Source organism: Paraburkholderia sacchari (assembly GCF_000785435.2).
GTDB lineage: Bacteria > Pseudomonadota > Gammaproteobacteria > Burkholderiales > Burkholderiaceae > Paraburkholderia > Paraburkholderia sacchari.
Genome location: NZ_JTDB02000017.1, coordinates 48,596 through 71,543, shown reverse-complemented (window position 1 = coordinate 71,543; position 22,948 = coordinate 48,596). Strand labels below are relative to the sequence as shown.

At 67.0% G+C, this 22,948-nt stretch carries 18 protein-coding genes; 10 read left to right on the top strand and 8 right to left on the bottom strand.

What is annotated here, in order from left to right:
- The first annotated feature begins 72 nt into the window (after positions 1-72).
- Positions 73-1,902 (top strand): EAL domain-containing protein, encoded by a 1,830-nt coding sequence (locus NH14_RS32290; RefSeq protein WP_152617294.1) that lies wholly within the window; start codon positions 73-75, stop codon positions 1,900-1,902.
- Positions 1,903-1,921: 19 nt separating this feature from the next.
- Here NH14_RS32290 and NH14_RS32285 read toward each other — a convergent pair whose 3' ends face one another.
- Positions 1,922-2,812, bottom strand: a complete 891-nt coding sequence (locus tag NH14_RS32285) for a LysR family transcriptional regulator (protein WP_035533100.1) — start codon at positions 2,810-2,812, stop codon at positions 1,922-1,924.
- Positions 2,813-2,962: 150 nt separating this feature from the next.
- On the opposite strand from NH14_RS32285, the gene NH14_RS32280 reads away from it, so the two are divergent.
- The 3 genes from NH14_RS32280 to NH14_RS32270 all read left to right on the top strand — a co-directional run bounded on the left by NH14_RS32280 (position 2,963) and on the right by NH14_RS32270 (position 7,371).
- Positions 2,963-4,732 carry an acyl-CoA dehydrogenase family protein gene (locus tag NH14_RS32280; protein ID WP_035533099.1) on the top strand — a complete coding sequence of 590 codons (1,770 nt, stop codon included), beginning with the start codon at positions 2,963-2,965 and terminating at the stop codon, positions 4,730-4,732.
- Between the two features lie 10 nt (positions 4,733-4,742).
- Positions 4,743-5,963: a CaiB/BaiF CoA transferase family protein gene (locus NH14_RS32275; RefSeq protein ID WP_052148470.1), complete on the top strand. Its 1,221-nt coding sequence runs from the start codon at positions 4,743-4,745 to the stop codon at positions 5,961-5,963.
- Positions 5,964-6,063: 100 nt separating this feature from the next.
- A complete protein-coding gene (locus NH14_RS32270) occupies positions 6,064-7,371 on the top strand; it encodes an MFS transporter (RefSeq protein WP_035533097.1) in 1,308 nt (435 codons plus the stop codon).
- 41 nt (positions 7,372-7,412) lie between these two features.
- Here the strand turns inward: NH14_RS32270 and NH14_RS32265 are convergent, their stop codons facing one another.
- The 3 genes from NH14_RS32265 to NH14_RS32255 form a co-directional block, all read right to left on the bottom strand.
- Positions 7,413-9,506 (bottom strand): EAL domain-containing protein, encoded by a 2,094-nt coding sequence (locus NH14_RS32265; RefSeq protein WP_161790885.1) that lies wholly within the window; start codon positions 9,504-9,506, stop codon positions 7,413-7,415.
- Positions 9,507-9,792: 286 nt separating this feature from the next.
- Entirely contained in the window at positions 9,793-10,761 is a 969-nt protein-coding gene (locus tag NH14_RS32260) for a 2-hydroxyacid dehydrogenase (protein ID WP_052148468.1), read from the bottom strand.
- A gap of 45 nt (positions 10,762-10,806) precedes the next feature.
- Positions 10,807-11,763, bottom strand: a complete 957-nt coding sequence (locus NH14_RS32255; RefSeq protein ID WP_035533095.1) for an AraC family transcriptional regulator — start codon at positions 11,761-11,763, stop codon at positions 10,807-10,809.
- Between the two features lie 264 nt (positions 11,764-12,027).
- Here NH14_RS32255 and NH14_RS32250 point away from each other — a divergent pair, with 264 nt between their 5' ends.
- The 3 genes from NH14_RS32250 to NH14_RS32240 all read left to right on the top strand — a co-directional run bounded on the left by NH14_RS32250 (position 12,028) and on the right by NH14_RS32240 (position 15,365).
- Positions 12,028-13,080: an NAD(P)-dependent alcohol dehydrogenase gene (locus NH14_RS32250; RefSeq protein WP_035533093.1), complete on the top strand. Its 1,053-nt coding sequence runs from the start codon at positions 12,028-12,030 to the stop codon at positions 13,078-13,080.
- Positions 13,081-13,329: 249 nt separating this feature from the next.
- On the top strand, positions 13,330-14,286 hold the full coding sequence (locus NH14_RS32245; protein ID WP_035533091.1) for a LysR family transcriptional regulator: 957 nt from the start codon (positions 13,330-13,332) through the stop codon (positions 14,284-14,286).
- A gap of 224 nt (positions 14,287-14,510) precedes the next feature.
- Positions 14,511-15,365: a helix-turn-helix domain-containing protein gene (locus NH14_RS32240; RefSeq protein ID WP_035533089.1), complete on the top strand. Its 855-nt coding sequence runs from the start codon at positions 14,511-14,513 to the stop codon at positions 15,363-15,365.
- Here NH14_RS32240 and NH14_RS32235 read toward each other — a convergent pair.
- Together NH14_RS32235 and NH14_RS32230 are read right to left on the bottom strand one after the other, a co-directional pair.
- Positions 15,352-17,379, bottom strand: a complete 2,028-nt coding sequence (locus NH14_RS32235) for an ATP-binding response regulator (RefSeq protein ID WP_176329257.1) — start codon at positions 17,377-17,379, stop codon at positions 15,352-15,354. The genes NH14_RS32240 and NH14_RS32235 overlap by 14 nt on opposite strands.
- A gap of 7 nt (positions 17,380-17,386) precedes the next feature.
- Complete coding sequence (locus NH14_RS32230) at positions 17,387-17,968, bottom strand: putative pterin-binding protein (protein WP_084225905.1); 582 nt, start codon at positions 17,966-17,968, stop codon at positions 17,387-17,389.
- A 188-nt stretch (positions 17,969-18,156) separates the two neighbouring features.
- On the opposite strand from NH14_RS32230, the gene NH14_RS32225 reads away from it, so the two are divergent.
- Positions 18,157-19,104: a phosphoribosyltransferase gene (locus NH14_RS32225; protein ID WP_035533087.1), complete on the top strand. Its 948-nt coding sequence runs from the start codon at positions 18,157-18,159 to the stop codon at positions 19,102-19,104.
- 73 nt (positions 19,105-19,177) lie between these two features.
- Here NH14_RS32225 and NH14_RS32220 read toward each other — a convergent pair whose 3' ends face one another.
- Positions 19,178-20,947 carry an ATP-binding domain-containing protein gene (locus NH14_RS32220; protein WP_084225902.1) on the bottom strand — a complete coding sequence of 590 codons (1,770 nt, stop codon included), beginning with the start codon at positions 20,945-20,947 and terminating at the stop codon, positions 19,178-19,180.
- Between the two features lie 171 nt (positions 20,948-21,118).
- Between NH14_RS32220 and NH14_RS32215 the strand changes: the two genes are divergently transcribed.
- A complete protein-coding gene (locus NH14_RS32215) occupies positions 21,119-21,745 on the top strand; it encodes a glutathione S-transferase family protein (protein WP_035533086.1) in 627 nt (208 codons plus the stop codon).
- A gap of 53 nt (positions 21,746-21,798) precedes the next feature.
- Positions 21,799-22,458, top strand: a complete 660-nt coding sequence (locus NH14_RS32210) for a Fur family transcriptional regulator (RefSeq protein ID WP_052148467.1) — start codon at positions 21,799-21,801, stop codon at positions 22,456-22,458.
- Positions 22,459-22,521: 63 nt separating this feature from the next.
- On the opposite strand, the gene NH14_RS32205 is transcribed toward NH14_RS32210, so the two are convergent.
- Positions 22,522-22,932: a response regulator gene (locus NH14_RS32205; RefSeq protein ID WP_035533084.1), complete on the bottom strand. Its 411-nt coding sequence runs from the start codon at positions 22,930-22,932 to the stop codon at positions 22,522-22,524.
- Between the last annotated feature and the right edge of the window lie 16 nt (positions 22,933-22,948).

The window sequence follows — 22,948 nt, the reverse complement described above, 5'->3', positions numbered from 1 at the left end:
CGGGGGGACCGCGTGCTCACGTCAGCCCAGGGCGATAACGCCTGGACTATTGGCCTTGTGCGGCGCATATACGTGCTCAGGACCTTGGGCTACGCAATGGGCACGCTACCCGTGCTATTCCTGCTGCACCTGCAGCACGCGCCCGCCTGGGTCCTTGCCGTGGTGCTGCCCGTCTGCCTGCTTTGGCCGCATCTCGCCTACCGGCTCACGGGCCCCGTCATCGCCGATGCGCCGCGCAAAGAGCGACGGAATATGCTCTTCGATTCGGCGTTCGGCGGCTGGCTCGTCGCCGCCGTGCATTTCGAGCCCGTTGCCACGATCGTCATCCTGTTGATGTTCTCTCTCGACAACATGGCGATCGCCGGGTGGGCGCTGTTCGCCGCCGGGGCGCTCGCCAGCGCAGCGGGGCTCGCGGCCGGCGTGACGATCTTTGGCGTCGCCTTTTATCCCTTCAATGGGCAGGTCGCGCCGGTCTGGCTGCCCATCATCTTCATTTATCCGCTCCTCTTCGCCAAAACGACGCATGACGTCTCGGTCAAGCTGCTCGATCGCTCGCGCCGTATGCACGAACTGAGCGAATGCGACAGCCTGACCGGGCTCCTGAACCGCGCGGCGGTCAGCGCGAGATTGCAGGCGCTGCTCGCCGCCCGGGGCCGCGACGGCGGATCGGTTCATGTGGTGTTCGTCGATCTCGATGCCTTCAAGACCGTCAACGATGCGCTCGGGCACCGCGTCGGCGACCAGCTGCTCGTGGAGGTCGCCGCGCGTCTGCGAGCGTGCGCCCGGCCCGGCGACATCGTCGGCCGCTACGGCGGCGACGAGTTCATCGTCGTGGCTCCCGGCGCGCGGGGCGAGGCGGCGCGCTTCGATCTGCCCGATGCCGTGCTCGCGGCGATGACCCAGCCCGTGCTCATCGACGGGCATGAGCTCGTGGTGAGCGCGAGCGTGGGCGTCAGCGTGTTTCCGACCGATGCGGGCGACGCCCAGACGCTGATCCCGTGCGCGGACATGGCGATGTACGCGGCCAAGAATCGCGGTCGCAACTGCTGGGAACGCTACCGGCCCGACATGCGCGCGGACGCAGACGCGAAGCTGATTCTTTCCGCGCGCCTCAGAAAGGCGATCGAAGCCGGCGCGCTGCGGCTCCATTACCAGCCGCAAGTGGACATGCGCACCGGCCGCGTGCTGGGCGTGGAAGCGCTCGTGCGCTGGTACGACGAGATTTACGGCGAGATCGCCCCGGCGGACTTCGTGCCGCTTGCGGAAAAGTCGGGATTCGTCGCGAGGCTCGGCGAATGGGTGCTGCACGAGGCGTGCCACCAATCCGCCGTCTGGCGACGCATGGGCATTGCGCCGGGGCGCATCTCGATCAATCTGTCGCCGCTGCAGTTGCAGCGCGCGAATATCGTCGAGACGTTTCAGTCCATCTTGCGCGAAACGGGCGTCGATCCAGCCGGGCTCGAATTCGAGGTCACCGAGACCGCGCTGATCCAGCAGCCCGAGACTGTCGTGCGTCGCCTTCACGAGTTGCGCCGCTCCGGCATCAGCGTGGCGATCGATGATTTCGGCATGGGCTACTCGAGCCTGAGCCAGTTGCGCGCGCTGCCGGTCGATCGCATCAAGATCGACCGGGCGTTCGTGCACAGGATCGAGGAAAACGACACCGGTGCAATCGTGAAAGCGATCGTCACGTTGGCGAAGGCGCTCGACCTTGCAGTCATTGCGGAAGGCGTCGAGACGCTCGCGCAGCAGGAGTTTTTGCTCGCGCTCGGCTGCGCGGAAGCGCAAGGCTACCGTTTCAGCAAGCCGCTCGACGCCGAGCGCATCACCCAGTTGCTCGCCGACGGCGGCCCGCTGCCGCGCCCGTCGCACGCGACGCGCGACGATCAGGTGAGCGCGTGAGGCGCCCGCCCATCACGGGCTAGCTGCTGCCCCGGCCCTGCACCGCCAGATACCCTGCGAAGCCTTGCACGATGGCGTCGGTTTCGCCCGTGCGTGTGAGCCTGAGCACCTGCGATTCATAAGGATTGCTTGCCAACGGCCGGAACACCGCGCGCTCGCCGCCCATGTTGCCGAGCGCCGCGGGCACGAGCGCGATGCCCATGCCGAACTCCACCATCGTCACCACGGTCTGCCATAAGCGCGCCTCGTGACGGATCTGTGGACTGAAGCCTGCATCCACGCATGTCGCGATGATCTGATCGTGATAATGCGGCGACACCGAGCGCGGAAACAAAATGAACGGCTCGCGCGCGAGCGCGGCGAGCTCGATGCGCTTGCGCCGCGCGAAGCGGTGGCCCGCCGGCAGGCAGCACAGAAATGGCTCGGAAAATAGCGGCTCCGATTGCACCTCGGCAGGAAAGCGCCCCCAGTGCGCGAAGCCCAGATCGATATGCAAACGCTGCAGCGCATGGACCTGCTCGATGGTGTTCATCTCGCGCAGCACGACCTCCACCGCGGGATGATCTTCTTCGAAGCGCCGGACCGCCTCGGGCAGCCCGCGATACAGCATCGAGTTGACGAAGCCGATGCGCAGCCGCCCCGCGAGCCCATGCGCCGAGCGTGCCGCGATGCGCCGCACTTCGTCGGCCTGTTCCAGCAGCCGCCGCGCTTCTTCGAGCAGCACGTAGCCCGCGTTCGTGAGCGCGACAGCCTTGTTGGTGCGCTCCAGCAATTGCACGCCCAGTTGCTCTTCGAACTTGCGGATGTCGAAGCTCAGCGCGGGCTGCGAGATGAAGAGCCGCCGTGCCGCGCGGCCGAAGTGCAGTTCCTCGGCCACGGCAACGAAATAGCGCAATTGCTTGAGTTCCATTTCGGTGTCTCCGTGTGCCTTGATCGATAGATGCTGCTTATCGTACAGGACATCGTTTGTATTGGACCGTTATCGTTGCGTTGCCTAAGCTTGCTTTCCATTACGACGCCCGATGAGCGCCGGTCCGAACAAACCCTGGAGACACCCCCGATGAGCGATCTTCCCGCCGTCGCCGCGCAGGCCGACGGCTCGGCCAATATTCCCGATAGCCGCGGCATCAACTTCTTCACGAGCGATCCCGGTCTGGCCCCGCTGCTGCGCAGCTACCTCGGCGATGCGGCCTACGCCGCCATCGAGCCCCAGCTCGTTGCGCTCGGCCAGCGCGCCTCCGACGAACTCGATGCGCTGGCGCTCGTCGCCGATCACAATCCACCTACGCTGAAGCAGCGCACGCGTCGCGGCGAGCCCATCCAGAGCATCGAGAAGCATCCCGATTACGTCGCGCTCGAACGCGTCGCCTACGCCGAGCTCGGCCTCGCGGCGATGAGCCATCGCGAGAACGCGCCCGCGCCGCTCGTCAAGTACGCGCTCACCTATCTGTTCGTGCAGGCCGAATTCGGCCTGTGCTGCCCCGTGAGCATGACCGACTCGCTCACGCGCACGCTGCGCCGCTTCGGCTCGCCCGAACTCATCGCGCGCTATCTGCCAATGCTCGCTTCGCAGGACTTCGACACGCTCTACCAGGGCGCGATGTTCATGACCGAGCAGGCCGCGGGCTCGGACGTCGCGCGCATCGCCACGCGCGCCACGAAGGAGCGCGGCGCGAACGGCGAGGATGTCGAGGGCGTCTGGCGCCTGCACGGCGACAAGTGGTTCTGCTCGAACGCCGACGCCGATCTCGCGATGGTGCTCGCGCGCGCCGAGAACGCGCCGACTGGCATCAAGGGCCTCGCCCTCTTCCTGCTGCCAAAGACGCTGCCCGATGGCACGCGCAACCACTACCGCATCGTGCGCCTGAAGGACAAGCTCGGCAGTCGCTCGATGGCGAGCGGCGAGATCGTGCTCGAAGGCGCGCAGGCGTATCTGATTGGCGAAGTGGGCCGCGGTTTTCATCAGATGGCCGACATGATCAACATGTCGCGTCTGTCGAACGGCGTGCGCGCGGCGGGCCTCATGCGCCGCGCGCTCACCGAGGCACTGCACGTTGCGCGCCATCGCGAAGCGTTCGGCCGCAAGCTGATCGAAATGCCGCTGATGCAGCGCCAGTTGCTCAAGATGATGCTGCCCGCCGAGCAGGCCCGCACGATGTTCATGCAGATCGCCACGCTGCTCGCGCGCGCCGATCATGGCGACGAACTCGCCGCGAAATGCGTGCGCATCCTCACGCCGCTCGTCAAGTTCCGCGCCTGCCGTGACGCGCGCCGCGTGACCGGCGACGCCATGGAAGTGCGCGGCGGCGTAGGCTATATCGAAGAATGGAGCGACCCGCGCCTCGTGCGCGACGCGCATCTGGGCTCGATCTGGGAAGGCACGAGCAACATCGTCGCGCTCGACGTTGCGCGCGCGGCCAAGCGCGAAGGCGCGCTCGATGCACTCGCGCGCTACGTGCGCGCACAGCTTGCCGAAGCGGGCCTGCCCGAGGCGAGCGCGGCGCTGCTGCGCGCCGCGTTCGAACGCGCGGGCGCGGCGCTCGACAGCGTGGCCGAGTGCGGCCGCGACGAATCGGTGCGCCAGGCCGCGAGCGCGCTCTATCACGCCACCACGGCTGCCTTCATGGCGTGCGAGGCCGCGCAAGTCTCGCGCGGCGCGCAGGACTACCGGCGTCTCGCGCTCGCGCACCTGATCGTGCGTCACAAGCTGCTGCCGCGCGACCCGCTCGCGCTCGACGAGCGCGACGCCAGCGCCGCGCCACTGCGAGCACTCGTCGACGAACATCCACTGCCGCTCGCCGACGCGATGCAGTTACTGCCCGCACAGTGAGACTCGAGCAATGAATATTCATCAGCGATCCGAAACATCTGCGCCAGGCAAGGTCAACGGCGCACTGCACGGCCTGCGCGTGATCGACCTGAGCCGCGTGCTGGGTGGCCCGTACTGCACGCAGGCGCTCGCCGACCATGGCGCCGAAGTCATCAAGCTCGAGCCGCCGGACGGCGACGAAACGCGCGGCTGGGGCCCGCCCTTTCTCGACGACACCTCCTGGTACTACATGGGCGTGAACCGCAACAAGCAGGGCATTGCCGTGGACCTGTCGCGCGACGAAGGCCGCGCGATCCTCTGGCAATTGCTCGAGGGCGCCGACGTCCTCGTCGAGAATTTCAAGCCCGGCACGCTCGCGCGCTGGGGCATGGATTACGAACGCGATCTCAAGCCGCGCTTTCCCCGGCTGATCCATTGCGCGATCTCCGGCTTCGGCCCGGACGGCCCGCTCGGCGGCCTGCCAGGCTACGACGCCGTGATCCAGGCGATGGCCGGCCTCATGAGCGTGAACGGCGAAAGCGACGGGCCCGCGCTGCGCATCGGCCTGCCCATCGTCGACATGGTGACGGGCCTGAATGCGCTCGCCGGCATCCTGCTCGCGCTCGCGGAGCGCCAGAAAAGCGGCCAGGGCCAGTCGGTCGACATCGCGCTCTACGACTGCGGCGTCTCGCTGCTGCATCCGCATCTGCCGAACTTCTTCGGCAACGGACGCACGCCACAGCGCAGCGGCAACGCGCATCCGAACATCGCGCCCTACGACAGCTATGCGACCAGCACCGCGCCCATCTTCCTCGCGGTGGGCAACGACCGCCAGTTCGCGAAGCTCTGCGCGCACCTCGACCTCCCCGATCTCGCCGACGACCCGCGCTTCGCCAACAATCGTAGCCGCTGCGCGCACCGCCCGGAATTGAAGGCTGCGCTTGAAGCGCGGCTCACGCAGCACGCATGCGAGCCGCTCGCGCGCGACCTGATATCTGCCGGCGTGCCGTGCGGCCCCGTGCAGACCGTGGACGCCGTGGCCGCGCATCCGCACACGCAGCATCGCCGCATGCTCGTGGAGATGGACGGCTATCGCGGCACCGGCGCGCCGGTCAAGCTCTCGCGCACGCCCGCCACCTATCGCACGCCGCCGCCCGTGCTCGGCGGCGACACGCGCGCGGTGCTCGACACGCTAGGCATCGATGCCGCCACCCAGCAGAATCTGTTCGATGCGGGGGTGGTGAAGGGCTAACGAAGCATCAATACGCATAACGAAACATCGCGAAACCTCGACGAACAGAAGACCGGCCGAAGCCGGCTCGACCGAACCCAGCGTTGTACAGGAGACACACATGACGAGCATCACCACGCGCCAACCCGCGCGCGCTTCACTGGCCGCCTTTGTCGGCACGACGATCGAGTGGTACGACTTCTACATCTATGCCACGGCGGCCGCGCTGATTTTCGGCAAGCTGTTCTTCCCGTCGAACGAGCCCTTCTACAGCACGCTCGCTTCGTTCGGCACCTTCGCCGTGGGCTTTTTCGCGCGGCCGCTCGGCGGGCTCGTATTCGGGCATCTGGGGGACCGCATCGGCCGCAAGAAGGCGCTCGTGGCTACGCTCTCGATCATGGGGCTCGGCACCGTGGGCATCGGCTTCCTGCCGACCTACGCCAGCGCGGGCGCGCTCGCGCCGGCCCTGCTGGTGGCGCTGCGCATCGCGCAGGGCATCGCGATCGGCGGCGAATGGGGCGGCGCGGTGCTGATGGCGGGCGAGCATGCGCCCAAGGAAAAGCGCACGTTCCTCGCCTCGTTCGCGCAACTGGGTAGCCCCGCGGGGCTGATTCTCGCGCTGCTCGCGTTTCGCAGCGTCGCGCATCTGGACAAAGCCGCGCTCTTTTCGTGGGGTTGGCGCCTGCCGTTCATCGCGAGCGCGGTGCTGCTCGTGGTGGGCCTGCTGATCCGCTCGGGCGTGGGCGAATCGCCCGAGTTCGAAGCGCTCAAGACCCAGCGCCGCACCGCCGCGCTGCCCATCCTCGACGTGCTGCGCGATAGCTGGCGCACCGTGCTGCTGTGCCTGGGCGCCAATGTGATCGGCGTGGCTGGCGCGTGGTTCGTCAACACCTTCATGCTCAACTACACGACGCAGACGCTCGGCCTCGACCGCGCGCTGATTCTGGACTGTCTGTTCGTCGTGGCGTTCATCCAGTTCTTCACCCAGCTCGCCTCGGGCTGGTTCGCGCAGCGCGTGGGCGCGGGCCGCTTCCTCAAGCTCGCCGCCGGGCTCGCGATGCTCTCGCCCTACCCGATGTTCGTGCTGGTCTCCACGGGCAAACCGGCCGCCATCGTGGTCGGCATTGCCATTGCGGTGATGTGCATGTCGAGCTCGTATGCGGTGATGGCAGGCTTCATGACGAACGCTTTCCCGGTGCGCGTGCGCTATTCTGCTATTTCGGTATCCTACCAATGTTGTGCGGCGCTAGCGGGTGGTCTCACGCCGCTCGTTGGCACGCTGCTCGCCCACGACTTTCCCGGCCAATGGTGGCCGCTTGCGCTCTTCTATAGCGCGCTTGCCGCGGTTTCGCTCGGGTGCATCGCGGTGCTGCAACGCAGGCAGCCGGCGGCAGCGCAAGCGGGTGCCGCCATCGCGCTGACCGAGTGAGCCGCGAGTCATCCGCGAATGAAGCGCGTGCCGTCGCTCGCTCAGTGTGAGTGCGAAGGCGCCGGTTCGGTGGGCGGGGTCTCATGCGCCGTCGCCGCGATCGCGCGCTTGAGGCGATCGAGCGCGGCGCGCCACACATCGCTTTCGCGGCCACTGTCCAGCAAGGCACAGAGGAGATCGCGTTGAAGCGCCTCGCGTGTCTCGCCCGCCGGAAGCACATCGCCGAGACCCAGGAGTTCTTCGGCCAGCGGTGTGGGCGGGACAAACCCGGCCGCTGCCAGGCGATCGCGCACCGCACCGGGCGTGCCCGCGATCAGCAGCACACGGTCCTCCCACACCACGAAGCGCGCGAGCCGCGCCAGCACGCTCTTCGCCGCCTGCCTGGCCTGCTCAATACGCGCCCCGCTCGCTCCATGCGCCTGCGCGCCTTCGATCCAGCCGGGCAGTTGCGCGGCCGGCATGGGCCGCGCGATCACGTAGCCCTGTGCGCCATCCACGCCGAGTATCGCGAGCGCGGCCAGCAGGTCCGCCGAATCGACGCCTTCCGCGAGCACGAGCTTGCCCAGCGCATGGCCCAGACGCGTGACCTGATACACCACGTGCAGCGCGTCGAGCGCGGTATCGCCATCGAGCTGGGCGATCTCGCGGTCGATCTTGATCCAGTCGAACGGCAGTTCGCGCAGCCGCGCGAGCCCGCTATGCCCCGAGCCCAGATCGTCCTGCGCGAGCAGCACGCCCAGCGCGCGAAATTTCGCGAGAATCGAGCGCCGCCCATCGTCCATCGAAAATGATTCGGTCTCCAGAACTTCGAGCGTGAGCCGCGCGCTCGGGCAGGCGTGCTTCTGAAGCGCCTCGCGGGTGGCCTCGAAGTAGCGGATGTCGTTGAGCGCGGCCGGCGGCAGGTTGATCGAAATATCGAGGTCGTGCCCCGCCGCGAGCCACTGGTTGCGGTCGGCAAGCGCCTGATGCAGCCCGCGCGCGAACAGTTCCAGCAGATCGTCGGAGGCCAGCGAGAAAAGAAATTCGTCGGGGGTGAGCAGCCGTTCGCCGTCGCGCAGGCGTGCCAGCGCCTCCACCTTGCCGCAATGGCCCGTCGCGAGATTCAGCAGCGGCTGGTAGTGCATCTCCAGGGCGCCCGTGCGCACGAGCGCGGCCCAATGCTGGCGCACGCTCGCCGGCACGGCGGCGCCGTGCATGCCCTCGTGGGTCTGCAAACGCGTGACCGCGCAGCCGAGCAGCGTCTGCAATAGCTCGACGAAAGCCACCTGGTCCGGTCCGACGAAGCCGCCAGGCCAGGCGCTGAAGAGCATCAGGATCGCGATCGGCGGCTGGCCGGCTGTGGCAAGCGGCAGCGCGACCGCGGAGCGCAAGCCCTCGCGCGCGGTCGTCTCGCGCCAGCGCGCGACGAGCGGATCGGTCTGATAGTTCACCACGCGCTCGGCCTTGCCGCTGCGCCACGCACGCCCCACCGCGCCCTGGCCGCAGGCGTGGTCGGCGCGCACGCTGATATCGAGCCCCTGCGCCGCCAGCACCGCAAGCAGGCCGCCGCCGTCCGGGCCGCTGCCGCCCGCGCCGGCCTCGAAGTGGAAGAGGCCGTCCCGGTCGGGACGGCCGATCGCGCACGCGGCCACCTCGTCGTGCGCCGAAAGCGCGCCAATCACCTGGTCGATGAAATGCGTATAGCTGCCAGCCGTCCAGACGATGCGCGTGATGCGCTGAAGCACCTCCTGCTGCGAATCCTCCACCGCCTGATAAGCCTTGAGCTGCCAGGCGGTGTCCGAGGTAAGGCGGCGCGCGTAGAGCGAAAGCGCCTGGCTGCTCACGCTGCACCCGATCTGCTTGTAGACGAGTTCCTGAAGGATGCCCCGGCTGCGCACGAGCTCTTCCTTGCCTAGCCCGACGATCGCATGAATGCGCCCGATGCGCATCGCCATGGCGGCATGCTCTTGCGACTTCAGGTCCGGCTTCGCGAGCGCGAGCAGGTTCTGCACCTGCCGGTCCTTCAGGTGCGCAAGCTCCTGCGCCGACAGCATTTCGAGGATGCGCCGGGACTTGGGCAAGCGCGCCAGTTCCTCGTAGAAGTCGTTCACCACGAGGTCGGCAGTGCCTTGCAATGCCTCGATCAATGTTTGCATGTATGACGTGTCAGGGCGCCGGGGCGGGAGAGTCGACCGGCCGTGCGCCGCGCACAACGCGGCGAGCGAGGCCTCGTCGCTCAACGAGAAATGATACGGCATGCATGAATGCGCAAAGGGCCGCCACAATGGAGAGTGTCCTCGAGACGTGGGCCAGCGCACATAGCGAGGCGTGCGGAAGGTGGCTGGCCGGAAATCCGGGCGGCCAAGGTACCCTGGCGCGGCTTAAGGCTCCCTTAAGCGGCCCTGTGACGGCCGCCGGCAGCACACAGCTTTTGCGGGCGCATCAAAGCGGCGTGAGCAGCGGCTCGCCAGCGAAGCAGCGCATGGCGTTCTCGATGAAGTGGCGAATGCTGGCCGTGCGCACGTCGGGCGACGTGCCGGCCACGTGCGGCGTGAGCACGACGTTCTCGAGCGCAACGAGCGCCTGCGGCGGTGCGGGCTCGCCCTCGTAAACGTCGAGCCCCGCGCCGCCCAATGCGCCCTGCGCGAGCGCGGCAGCCAGCGCCGCCGTATCGACCACGCTGCCGCGCGAAACGTTGACGAGAAAACCGTCGGGCCCGAGCGCGTCGAGCACCGCGCGATCGATCAGATGCTGGGTCTGCGCGCCGCCTGGCGTCGCCACGACGAGGCAATCGCTCCATTGCGCGAGCGCGAGCGGCGTGTCGAAGTAGCGCGCGCTCACGCCCTCGCGCGGCGTGCGGTTGTGATAGCCGATCGCCATCTCGAAGCCCGCGGCGCGGCGCGCGATCTTCGCGCCGATCTGCCCGTAGCCGACGATCCCGAGCCGCCGCCCCGTGAGTGTCGGCCGCATCGGCAGCGCGTCGCGCCAGACGCCCGCGCGGCACGCGGCGTCGAACCGTGGCACCGCCCGCACGGTGGCAAGCAGGAGCGCCATCGCATGATCGGCGACGCAATCGGCGTTCACGCCCGCTCCGTTGCACAGCGCAATGCCGTGCGAGCGCGCATGGTCGAGCGCGAGATTCTCGTAGCCCGCGCCCAGCGCGCCCGCGAGTTCGAGCGCGGGCATCCGGTCGATTTCGCCGGCCGCGAGCCCGGTCGCGCCGTTCGTGAGCACCGCGCGCACCGTGCCGCCTCGTTGCGCAATCGCCTGCCCACGCTGCTGCGCGTCGGGTGCGTAGAGCACGTCGAAGTACGCGGCGAGATCCGCACGGTCGGCATCGGTGAGCGGGATCAGCACGAGCAGGCGCGGCAGGTCCGGCAACTGCGCAGCATGTGCGATAGCATCATTCATTAGCGATCCAAACGATCATGTCAATTCAATCGGCCGGTACGGCATTCACACAGCAGCGCCGGCATAACGCGCCGCCACTTCGACGCGCGGCGCGGCGGCTTCGGCGGCGTTGCGCGCGCGGCGCATGTCGTCGGCGGGGCTGCAGCCGAACAGGCGCTTGAACTCGCGGCTGAATTGCGAGGCGCTTTCGTAGCCCACGCGCGCGGCTGCCGCGCTCACGTTCATGCCGTCGTGCGTGATCAACAGCCGCGCCTGATGCAGGCGCGTGGTCTTCACGTACTGCATCGGCGAGGTCGAAGTGACGGCCTTGAAGTGCGCATGAAAAACCGCGAGGCTCATGCCCGCCTCGGCGGCCAGCGTCTCCACGTCGAGGTCGCCGCGATAGTCGGCATGGATGCGGCGCAGCGCCTTCGCGATGCGGCCGAAATGATGCTGATGCGTGAGCGCCGCGCGGATTGCATCGCCCTGCTCGCCGGTCAGCACGCGATAGCAGATCTCGCGCACGATCGACATGCCGAGAATGCGCGCGTCGCTCGGCTGCGCGAGCGCTTCGACGAGACGCAGCACGGCGTTCGAAAGCGTCACGTCTAGCGGCGTCGCGTAGATGCCCACCGGCTCCGCCACGGCGCTGCCGCGCGTGTCGTTGAGCGCCATCAGCAGCTCGGCCACCATGGTCAGATCGACGCGAATCGAAATCGCGAGGATCGGCTTTTCGGGCGTCGCCTCGGTCTCGCACTCGAATGGCAGCGGCACCGAGAGCACGAGGTATTGCTGCGCATCGTAGATGAACACCTGGTCGCCAAGAAAGCCGCGCTTGCGGCCCTGGCACACGATCACGATGCTCGGTTCGTACATCACCGGCCTGCGCGGATGGCTCTCGCTGCCGCGCAACAACCGCACGCAGTCGATCGAAGTGGGATGCACGCCGTCGCGCTGCGTGAGTTGCAGCAGCAGCTCGACGATGCGGCTTTGCGTGACGTCGTCGGTTTGTGGATCTTTCATGACAGTAGCGCCCCTGAATTCATCGATAGAAGCGGAGAAACAGGCTTGCCAATCTATCACCGAACGCACGCGCGTGCTGCGCGCCAGGAGAATCAGGCAAGTCTTCGATAGCTTCAGGTATTCCCTGGGTAGAGCGCGATCCTTAGCATGGAAACCCTGCCGCAACACCCGTTGATCCAGCGCTTGCTCAAGCGCTGCGAGCAGGTATTTGCGTCCGCACGATCTGCTAATTCGGCAAATCAGTTCAGCCTCAGGAGCCAGCCTATGTACCCCACTTACGGATATGCCGCCCGCGACGCCGCCTCGCCGCTCGCCCCGTTCGAATTTCAGCGCCGCGATTTGCGCGAACTCGACGTGCGCATCGACGTGCAGTTCTGCGGCGTGTGCCACTCCGACCTGCACCAGGCCCGCAACGAATGGCGCAACACGCTCTACCCGGTCGTGCCGGGCCACGAGATCGTTGGCCGCGTGACCGAAGTGGGCAAGGGCGTCACGCGCTTCAAGGTGGGCGAGCTCGTGGGCGTCGGTTGCCTGGTCGACTCGTGCCGCACTTGCGCGAGCTGCGCGGAAGGCCTCGAACAGTATTGCGAGAACGGTTTCGTCGGCACCTATAACGGCATCGACCGCGTGAGCGGCGAGCTCACTTACGGCGGCTATTCCACGCAACTCGTGGTGGACGAAGCCTTCGTGCTGCGCGTGCCCGAGAACCTCGACCCGGCAGGCGCGGCGCCGCTGCTGTGCGCGGGCATCACCACGTATTCGCCGCTGCGCACATGGGGCGCGGGCCCCGGCAAGAAGGTCGGCATCGTGGGGCTCGGCGGCCTCGGCCACATGGGCGTGAAGCTCGCGCACGCGATGGGCGCGCACGTGGTGCTGTTCACCACCTCGCCCTCGAAGGTCGAAGACGGCAAACGACTCGGCGCCGACGAAGTCGTGATTTCGAAAGACCCGGAGCAGATGCAGGCGCACGCCAACAGCTTCGATCTGATCGTCAACACGGTGGCCGCGCAGCACGACCTGAATCCGTTCATCGAGCTGCTCAAGCGCGACGGCACGCTGACCCTGGTGGGCGCGCCCGAGCACGATCACCCTTCGCCGCAGGTGTTCAACCTGATCTTCAAGCGCCGCCGACTGGCGGGCTCGCTGATCGGCGGTATTGCAGAAACGCAGGAAATGCTGGATTTTTGCGGACAGCATGGCATTACGTCCGATATCGAAATGATCAAGATGCAGGACATCAACCACGCTTATGAGCGCATGCTCAAGAGCGATGTGAAATACCGCTTCGTGATCGACATCGATTCGCTGCGCCAGTAAGCAACCGCTGACGCCTGACAAAACGCCTGTTCCCGCCGGGCCGTCCGTTCCTGACGGCCCACCCAGCCCTTTCGTACCCAGGCCTGCTTTTCCCGGCCTCACGTAGTCGAGCGGCGCCGCCTCGCGCGAGACGCGCCGCCCTGAAACCGCTATAGCCGCTTTGTGCCGCTTCGTGCTGCCTTGTGCCGTGGCGCGGATTTCGTTCCAGCCGTTTTAGACCGCTTTTTCCCGATAACCAGGAGCTCGCCCGTGATCGACCGCATTCAGGCGATGCGCACCTTCGTTCGCATCGTCGATACCAACAGCTTCACCAAAGCCGCTCAATCGCTCGACATGCCGCGCGCCAGCGCGACCACGCTGATGCAGAACCTCGAGGCGCTGCTCGGCACGCAATTGCTCGTGCGCACGACGCGCCGTCTTTCGCTCACGTCCGAAGGCGCGGCGTACTACGAGCGCGCCGCGCGCATCCTCGCCGACATCGACGATGCCGAAGCGAGCGTGCGCCAATCGCCCAGCGCGATCGGCGGCCGCCTGCGCGTGGAGATGCCGGGCCTGATCGCCAACGCGATCGTGCTGCCCGCGCTCGACGACTTTCACGCGCGCTATCCGCAAATCGATCTCGTGATCGGCGTGAGCCTGCGCAATGTCGACCTCGTCGGCGAAGGCGTGGATTGCAGCATCCAGCTCGGCGAGTTGCCCGACTCGGGGCTCGCGGCACGCCGCCTCGGCGTGCTCGAACATGTGACCTGCGCGAGCCCCGCGTATCTTGCGCGCCACGGCGCGCCGCAGTCGCTCGACGACCTCGCGCGGCACCCGGTGGTGAATTTTCTTTCGCCGCTCACGGGCCGCCCGTTCGAGTTCGATTTCGAAGTGGACGGCAGCGCGACCAAGGTGAAGGTGGACGGCTTCGTGCACGTCTCGGACGAGTTCGCCTACCTCACCTGCGGGCTGCAGGGCTATGGGCTGATCCAGCCGCCGCTGCTCGCGGCGCAGCCGTATCTCGAGAGCGGCGCGCTCGTGGAAGTGCTGCCGCAATGGAAGCCGCTGCCCACGCCGGTCTCGGTGGCGTTCGTGAAATCGCGTCAGGTGTCGCCGCGCGTGCGCATCTTCGTCGACTGGCTCGCGGCGCTGTTCGAGGACGCCAGCGCGATCAATCGCGATCTGTCTCGCGTGCGGCAGTTGCTGGAGGGGTTGCAGCCGGCTTGAGGGGGAAGGAGGTCAGGCTGGGGCCTCAGGACAGGAATGCTCGTTGCATCGACAGATTCATTCGTCACCGAATGTTGTCGATTAAAAGCTTGCATAATTGTAAAATTATGCGTTTAGAATATTCCGCGCGCCCGCGTTCTGTCAGAATTACTAATTCTTGATGCAGCGTCGCTGCACGAGATAATTAGCGCCCACTGACCCTCGATCCCCCCCCCATTTGCAGCATGTCGAACGTTGAACCTTCAACCGACTCGGCCGCGGTCGCGGAACGCGTCCGCGAATTGATGAGCCGTCATGGCATCGGCAAACGTCAGCAAACGACGGAGCTGTGCCGGATTCTCGATCTGAGCTTTTCGCAAGGGCATCGCAAGCTGCGCGGCAACAGCCCGTGGACACTCGCGCAAATCAAGAAAGTCGCCGAAGCGTTCGACGAGCCCGCCGCGCAGCTGTTCGGCGCGCAGCTGCTCGACCCCGGCACGGTGGGCGCGAGCGCGCAGGAAGCGCTGTTGTGCGTGAGCGCCGTGGAACTCGCCTGCACGGCCTGGATTGGCGCGCCCGTGGAGCCGGGCAGCCGCCCGGACTTCGTCGCCTACGAGAAGCAGGGCCAGTGGCGCGTGGTGCGCCCCGACGGCGCGCTGTACCAGAACGCGCGCGAAGTCCACAAGATCGAGATCTATCCGCGCCGCGCGGAGTCCGACAAGCCGCTCATCGCCGTGGTGGACGACGACCAGGCTTCCGCTGACAACCTGCGCGACTATCTAGAACACAGCGGCTACGCGGCGCACGCGCTGTATGGTCTCGCCGCGTTCGAGCAGGCGCTGGAGCACAACGTGTTCGACGGCGTGGTGATCGACTGGCTGTTCGGCAGCCAGACCTCCGCCGAGGCCATCCGCCAGGTGCGCGCCTCCGAGAACCCCGACGCACCCATCTTCGTGCTCACGGGCGAACTGCTGACGGGCAAGGCGAGCGAGTCGGAGATCAGCCAGGTGGTGCGCCACTACAACGTGGCCTGCTACGAAAAACCCGCGCGCATGGCGATTCTCGTCGCCGATCTTTCCAAGCGGCTCAATCGAGGCTGACGCCGCGGCTCACATCCTCGGCCGATACATCCTGCGCCGGCCGCTGCGTCTGCCACATTGGCTGGCCGGCCGCGCCCGCTGCTCCCGCTACGCCTGGAACAGGCCGCGCATTGAACGCGCGCAGCAGCGTCTTGCGCAGCACTTCGTAGTGCACCGGCTTGGGCAGCAAGTCGAAGAACGGATTGCTGCTGTCGGCGGCGGTGGCCGCGAGCGCAGCCACGTCGGCGCTCACGGCGATCACGCGCGTGCGCTCGCCGCTGCTGCCGCTGCTTATTCCTTCGCCCTCGCCTTCGTCCCCACCAGCGCCCTCGCGCGCCTGCAACTCGGCCACGAATGCGTAGCCGTCGCGCCCCGGCATGTGCAGATCGAGCAGTACGACTTTGCATTGCGCCTCGTCGAGGCGGGCCAGCGCGCTGTCCGTGTCAGCCGCGGCGAGCGCCGCGTAGCCCATGTGCGCGACCATCTCGCAGAGCGACTCGCGCACGAGCGGGTTGTCGTCCACGACCAGCACCTGCTGCTGGGTCATGTCATGAGGTTGCGGCGCGGCCGCCTCGGCAAGCGGCGCCGCGACTGCCGCGACGGGTATCGTCACCGTGAAGGTCGTGCCCTTTCCCACCCGGCTATCGGTGTCGATCGTGCCGCCGAACAGATCGACGAGCCCGCGCACGATCGCGAGCCCCATGCCGGCGCCTTCGTAACGGCGCGAGCGCGAGGTGTCGAGTTGCGTGAACTCCTTGAAGATGAGCGGGATCTGCGCGGCGGATACGCCCGGCCCGGTGTCGCTCACGATGATCGCCAACGTTTGTGCGGGCGTCGCTGCGCTGAGCGGCATTCCGTCGGGCGGCACACCGCCGGGGGTCGTCACGCCTGGCGTCGCGCTGCCAGTGATGAACTCGATGCGCACCGAGCCGCGCTCGGTATAGCGGATCGCGTTGGTCACGAGATTGTTGGCGATCTGGCGAATGCGATGCGGATCGGCCACGAGCGTCTGATGCAGGCCATGGCAGGCATGCTCGAACGCAAGACCGCGAGCGAGCGCGGCCTGCTCGTTTTCGTCGACGATCGACTGTAGAAGCTCGCGCACATCGAACGTTTCCTGACGCAGTTCGAGCTTGCCCGCGCCGAGGCGCGCATAGTCGGTAAGGTCCCTCATTTGCGCTTCGAGCTGGCGCGCGGCGGTTTCGAGCCGCTGGATCACCTTGCTGTCCGCCTCGGAATGCGAGTTGAAGCCGAGCAGTTCGATCGACGACACGATCGCATGGAGCGGCGTGCGCAATTCGTGGCTGATCATGCCGAGAAACGCGTCCTTGGCCATGCTCGCCTCGCGCGCGGCGCTGCTCGCCTGGGCCTCTGCTTCGAGCGCCGCGTGCTGCTGCCGGATCAGGCGCGTGCGCCGGTAGCCGTTCATCACGAGCAGCGCCGCCGCCGCGGCCGACAGCATCAGCAGCACGATGCTCGCCGCGAACAGATCGCGGCGCTTGGCGATGAAGTCGCGCCGCATGCCTTCGCGCTCGGTCACGTCGGCAAAGCGCCGGCTCAGCGCTAGATCGGTCACCTGGGTCCAGTGCGTATCGAGCGCCATCAGCATGGGCACGGCGCGTTCGGGATTGTCGGCGAGCGTGTCGATCTCGGCGTCGAACGGTGCAATGGCAACATCGATCGCGGCAAGATCGTCGTGCTGGCGCCGCATGAGGTCAGGCTTGCCCGCGAGCTCGTGCGTCGAGCCCTTCATCACGTTGAGCTTCGATTGCAGGACTTCATAGCGCAGCCGCACCTTGTCGAGGTCGCGGTCGAGGCCATCGGCATAGATCAGCAACTGGCTCTCGAAACGCGCGTAGGCGATCTGCATCTGGGCGGCGTCCCAGTAGAGGCCGTCGTAGTTGCCGGCCAGGCGCTGCACCTCGTTGGGATTGAGCAGGTTCGCGTAGAGCAGGTAGCCCACGGCCACCACTGGGGGGGCCAGCGCGGCCATCCAGATCAACACATGCAGCACGCGCCGCAATGGACGTCGCATCACCTTCTCACTGCTTGATGGTCATCGAAACGATCTGCCAGGCGAACTTGGCGTCGCCCGCCGCGCCGTCGAGCTCCTGCGGGAACTGGTCGCGCGGATAGACCAGGAATAGCGGGCCGAAATTGCTCACCTTCAGGCGCTTGCCGTTCATCTCGTAGGCCAGCACCGCGCCGTAGCGCGTGGCGTCGGAGACGGGCACGACGCAAGTGTAGTCGTCGATGGTATGAATCTCGATCTGGCTGCCGTAAGCGCCCACGATGCTCAGCACGTCCGAGAGCAGCGGGCCCGTGAAGGTCGAGCGCGGCGTCCAGGTAGTGGACGTCACGATCGAATGCGGCGGCAGCTTGAGCAGCGCCTCGGCGGTGAAGTGCCAGGCGGTGTGCGCGGCGTTGTTGGTCGCGCGCACCGCTCCGTTCACGTCGAGCTGGAGCGAGTCGTCCTGGGCCGCCAGAGCGAGCCGGGGCGGGACGGCGACAGCCGCCAGCCATCCCGCGAGCGCGGCCGTGAAGCGCCGGCGTTCGCGCGAGGCGTGCCGGAATTCTTGCCTGAGTTCTTGCCGGTCATCTTGCCCGCCAACGGATTCCTGCATGCTTTTGCTCCCCTTGCGCAAATTCATGGTGCGGTCATGCGACAGTCTTACGATCCGGCCCTTCGCGCGCTTTTGCCTGCTTATATCTGCCCGTGCCTTCGCGCGGCCCGCCCCGTGCCGGTCTGCATGAGCCAGTCAGCATAGGCATAATATCGTCAAACATTGATCCAGCCATAGCTGTCTCCTTTATGAACAAACCCGTCGTCCCGCTCACCTACGAACAGCTCGACCATTGGGTCGAATCGCTGCAGCCGTTGCTGATCGAGGAGGATTTCGCCGCGGTCGTCGGCATCCTGCGCGGCGGCGCGCCGCTCGCCCTGATGGTCTCGCACGCAACCGGCGCGAACGTCGCGTTCCTGCGCTACTCGCGCGAAACCCGCGAGGTGCGCTGGGATTCCACGCTGCCCATGCCCGAGCCCGGCTCGAAAGTGCTGGTTTGCGAGGACATTGCCGGACGCGGCCACACGCTCGTCGACTGCATTGCGTTCCTGCGCGAACACGGCCTCGTGGTGCGCACGCTCACGGGCGCCTATGACGACCTGAGCCGCCTGCGCCCCGACTATTCGATCGACGCGAGCGGCTATTTCGCGCTGTTCCCGTGGGAGCGCCAGGCTTACACCGACCGCTACCGCGCCGACTGGACGCGCGATGGCGCGCGCGAAGGCACGGGCATGGCCAACGATCACGACTACACGGTCTACGCGATCGACCTCGACGGCATTCTCCTGCCCGACATTCCGCTCTCGCGCTACGACGAGGATCTCGAGATGGCGCTCGCCGAGCGCGATGCGCTGCTGCCGCTCGATCGCATTCCCGACATCGACTTGAAGCATGCGCGCGCCATTATCACGGGACGCCCCGAGATCGACCGCGAGCGCACCCAGACCTGGCTCGACCGGCACGGCTTCGGGCATCTGGAGCTGATGATGCGCGCGCCGGGCGAGCACGACGACACGCCTTCGGGCGCGGCTGGGCACAAGGCCGCCGCGGCGGTGCGCTGCGGCGTGACGCATTTCATCGAAAGCGATCCGGTGCAGGCCATCTATATCGCGCGGCTCGCGCCGCTGTTGCGCGTGATCTGGTGGAACGCCCAGGCACGCGTGGGTACGCTGATCGGCGCTTCGGCCTGGGGTTGAGGCGCGCGCAGTTCCGTTTCGCTGTTTCAGTTCCCTTCGCACGCACAGCCGCTGCCTGCTTTTCCCTGCGCCGCTATTGCGCGCGTGCCTCGCGCTTCCCGCCCGGCCCGGCGCGCCCGGCGGACGCCGCCGCCGGGTCATGCCCCATCGCCCGTGCGGCGCGCGCCGAGGCCACCACGATCAGCTTCATCGTCGCCCGCGTCGCGCCCACGAAGAGCTTGCGCGCGGCGCGCTCGTCGAGCGTCTCGAAGTCGACATCGGTGAGGATCACGCAGGGCGCCGACTGTCCCTTGAAGCGATAGATCGAATCGAGCAGCACGTCGCCGTCGCGATACTGCGGATTGCCGAACAGATCGTATTGCCCCGTGAAGCTGCGCAGCCGATGCGGTCCCAGATGGTCGAGCGCCGTGAAGTGCGAGTGCTCGCGGCCCCGGAACGACAGCACCACGATGTCCTGCTTGCGAAAGCCGAACGAGAGCGCCTGCGTGATGGCACGCTTGGTCGCCACCACCACGGCGCTCTCCTGCGCGAGTGCAGCGCCCTGCGCGGCGCGCTCTTCCCGCTCGTCCCGCTCGTCCGGCTCGTCCCGGCCTTCCCATATGGCAAACGTGACCTCGGAACCGTCGAACGGGCTGCCCGCAACCAGTTGCGCGAGCGCGGGCGCGGCCTCTGCCGCCGCCTCGCGCAGGAACGCGAGAATATCGCGCGGACTGCGGTAATTGGTGGTCTCGCGCAGCACGGTCCAGCCGGGCAAGGCCACGGGCTCGCGCACATAGAGGTTCTGCAACGGGTCTTCGAGCCACCACCACGCCGCGCCGGGACGCAACAGCCGCGCGAGCGCATCGACCCATGCCGGCTGGAAATCCTGGCCCTCGTCGACGATCACCACGTCGAACTGCCAGCGCGCGTCGACGGGCGTCTGTGCGAAATGCCGTTCCAGTTCGTCGAAGACATTGGCGCCCTCGAAGTCGGGCACGTGGCCGCTGTCGCGCAAAACCCAGTCGCATAGCTGATGGTAGTTGGCCACTTTCGCTTCGGGCGGCGCGACCTTCGCAATGTGATCGGCAAGCGGCCGGTTGAAGCACACATAGAGCGTTCGCGCGCCGCGCGCGACGGCGTCCTTCATCACCTGCAGCGCGAGCTGCGTCTTGCCCGAGCCCGCCGTGCCGATCACGCGCAGGCGAAACGGCTCGAACTCGAGACGCCGCGCCCAGCTGGCGAGCCCGCCCGCGAGACGCGTGACGAGCGTGCCCGCCGCGCCCACCAGCGCGCTGGCGTCCGGCGTGAGCGAAAGTTCGTCGGCGAGAAAATGATGGATCTTCGCGGCGCTCGGCAGGCGCGGCTCGTCGGCGGGCAAGGCCTCGCGCACGATGGCCGCGAGCTGCGACTTGCGCGTGGCGTCGACGATGCGCGAGGGCTGCACGCCTGCGATCGCCGGCTCGCGCACTACATGGTCGGGACAGTAAAAGAGTTCTTCGAGACCGTAGTTGCCCGCGCCGAACGCCGCCGTGAAGCGCCGGTGCAAACGCTCCACCGTGCGCGCGAGCCCGACCGCGACATTGCGTTCGGTTTGCAGATACGCTTTCACGAGACCGTTTTTCGTCTCGCGCAGGAAACCGGTTTTTTGCTCGACGATCAGCGCGCGCCCAGACGGGCTCACGATCACGAAGTCCGCTTCGCCGAATACGGAGAACCCTTCCACGATGCGCGTCCAGTGCACGCCGTGATAGACCGTGTAGCCAGCGGGCAGACCGCGCTCGAACAGCGCGAGCGTCTCGCGTTCGCGCGCGGCCGCGCCGGTTGCTTCCAGATGCTGCCAGTCGTCGGGGACAATGCGAGCCATGGGCGGTTCTCGTCGCGCGGTGAGTCGGGTGGCGCCAGATTCGGCCTGACTCGGGGTGGGATGGACGGAGTGTGCTGCGGCTATTCTACGGATGAGGCTGCGGCGCATGTTCAATAAGCCCGCCCGGATCGTGTATCGTTGCTATCTTTGCTGCAAAGGAGAGAGCGCCGGATGATCAAGATCTGGGGACGCGCCAACTCGGTGAACGTCCAGAAAGTGCTGTGGTGTTGCGACGAACTCGTGCTGCCGTTCGAACGTATCGACGCGGGCGGCCAGTTCGGCCATCTCGACGACCCGTCCTACCTCGCGATGAACCCGAACGGCAAGATTCCGACGCTCGCGGACGGCAGTTTCGTGCTGTGGGAATCGAACGCGATCCTGCGTTATCTTGCGATGGAATACGGCCCGTCGAGCCTGCTCTACCCCACCGACCCGAAGGTGCGCGCTTCGATCGAGCGCTGGCTCGACTGGTCGATCGGCACGCTCGCGCCCGCCGAGCGGCCGCTCTTTCTCGCGCTCGTGCGCACGCCGCCCGAAAAGCGCGACCCCGCGAAAATCGAAGCCGACGTGCAGAACGTGGCCACGCTGTGGACGCTGCTCGACCGCCATCTGCAAGGCCGCTTCTTCCTCGAGAACGAGCGCTTCTCGCTCGCCGACATCGTGCTGGGTTCGTACGCGCAGCGCTGGTTCGGGCTCGTAGGCATCGAGCGGCCCGGGCTGCCGAATCTCGAGCGCTGGTATCAGCGCCTCGCGCAGCGCCAGGGCTTTCGCAAGTACATCGACCTGCCGCTGACCTGAGCCGTCCCGGGGGCGCGCCGGCGCACGCGCGACGCGCCCCGTATAATCGCAGCATGAAGACAGCCAAACCGTCCCTCGGCGCCGCAGCCTCACACGGCCACGCGCATGATCATCCGCTCGATCACGATCGCGCTCACGAGGCGCACGATCATGGTCATGACGCGGGCGGCGTAAACGGGATTGCAGGCGGGGTGGCCGGCGGGGTGGCCGGTATCGCAGGCGCATCGCTCGAAAACGCGCTTGCAATGGCCGAGGCCTACTGCCGCGAGCGCGGCGAGAAACTCACGCCGATCCGCCGCAAGGTGCTCGAGCTGCTGCTCGCCTCGGGCCGCGCCACCAAGGCCTATTCGCTGCTCGACGAAATGCGTCAGATCCATCCGGGATCGGCGCCGCCCACGGTTTATCGCGCACTCGATTTCCTGCTGACGGCGGGGCTCATCCACCGCATCGAATCGATCAATGCGTTTGCCGTCTGCCACGACCTCACGCAGTGTCAACACGGCATCCTCGTCGTCTGCCAGCAATGCGGCAACGTCACGGAACTCCACGAGCCCAAGCTGCGCCAGGCGCTGGTCGCCCAGATCGAAGCCGCGGGTTACCGGCTCTCGGGCGACGGCATCGAGCTCAAGGGCGTCTGCGCGCAATGCCAGACCGCCGATGCGGCGCCTGCCGAATCGGCCGCCGAAGGCACGCAGACCGCCGCACAGCCCTGAAGCGACACCGAGAAAACCTGAGCGGCGGCGCGGTACAACCGCCCGGCGCCGCACCGGCACTGGTCAGGGCATCTGGCGCGCGTCGATCGCGTCGCTCAGCAGCGCCACCAGCGCCTCGGGCCGCGCCGGCTTGGTCATGAAGTGCTGAAAGCCCTCGCCGATGCTGCGCAACCGCCAGCTTTCGTCGGTATGGCCTGTGAGCGCCACCGCCACAACCGGGGCATGATCGCCGCGAATCTCGTGATCGCGCAGGCGCTGGATCAGGTAGAAGCCGTCCATCGCGGGCAGATCCAGATCGCAGACCACGGCGTCGGGCAGCAGGCTCAGCGCCGCTTCGATACCCGTTTCCGCGTCCTCCACCGCCACGACCCTGGCCCCTTCGGACTCCAGCAGCGAGGTCAGGGAATCCCGGCTTTGCGGGTCGTCTTCGACCAGCACAATGGTCGTCTGGTCGAGCTTGTGTACTGCGTTCATTGTGTTTGCTTGAATG

Bases quoted from the DNA above. Each gene is read 5' to 3' on its own strand.
- NH14_RS32240 (WP_035533089.1), top strand. From the start codon at position 14,511: ATGTCGAACGTTGAACCTTCAACCGACTCGGCCGCGGTCGCGGAACGC.
- NH14_RS32255 (WP_035533095.1), bottom strand. From the start codon at position 11,763: ATGAAAGATCCACAAACCGACGACGTCACGCAAAGCCGCATCGTCGAG.
- NH14_RS32230 (WP_084225905.1), bottom strand. From the start codon at position 17,968: ATGCAGGAATCCGTTGGCGGGCAAGATGACCGGCAAGAACTCAGGCAA.
- NH14_RS32220 (WP_084225902.1), bottom strand. From the start codon at position 20,947: ATGGCTCGCATTGTCCCCGACGACTGGCAGCATCTGGAAGCAACCGGC.
- NH14_RS32265 (WP_161790885.1), bottom strand. From the start codon at position 9,506: ATGCAAACATTGATCGAGGCATTGCAAGGCACTGCCGACCTCGTGGTG.
- NH14_RS32250 (WP_035533093.1), top strand. From the start codon at position 12,028: ATGTACCCCACTTACGGATATGCCGCCCGCGACGCCGCCTCGCCGCTC.
- NH14_RS32270 (WP_035533097.1), top strand. From the start codon at position 6,064: ATGACGAGCATCACCACGCGCCAACCCGCGCGCGCTTCACTGGCCGCC.
- NH14_RS32205 (WP_035533084.1), bottom strand. From the start codon at position 22,932: ATGAACGCAGTACACAAGCTCGACCAGACGACCATTGTGCTGGTCGAA.
- NH14_RS32210 (WP_052148467.1), top strand. From the start codon at position 21,799: ATGAAGACAGCCAAACCGTCCCTCGGCGCCGCAGCCTCACACGGCCAC.
- NH14_RS32260 (WP_052148468.1), bottom strand. From the start codon at position 10,761: ATGAATGATGCTATCGCACATGCTGCGCAGTTGCCGGACCTGCCGCGC.
- NH14_RS32285 (WP_035533100.1), bottom strand. From the start codon at position 2,812: ATGGAACTCAAGCAATTGCGCTATTTCGTTGCCGTGGCCGAGGAACTG.
- NH14_RS32225 (WP_035533087.1), top strand. From the start codon at position 18,157: ATGAACAAACCCGTCGTCCCGCTCACCTACGAACAGCTCGACCATTGG.
- NH14_RS32275 (WP_052148470.1), top strand. From the start codon at position 4,743: ATGAATATTCATCAGCGATCCGAAACATCTGCGCCAGGCAAGGTCAAC.
- NH14_RS32235 (WP_176329257.1), bottom strand. From the start codon at position 17,379: ATGCGACGTCCATTGCGGCGCGTGCTGCATGTGTTGATCTGGATGGCC.
- NH14_RS32215 (WP_035533086.1), top strand. From the start codon at position 21,119: ATGATCAAGATCTGGGGACGCGCCAACTCGGTGAACGTCCAGAAAGTG.
- NH14_RS32280 (WP_035533099.1), top strand. From the start codon at position 2,963: ATGAGCGATCTTCCCGCCGTCGCCGCGCAGGCCGACGGCTCGGCCAAT.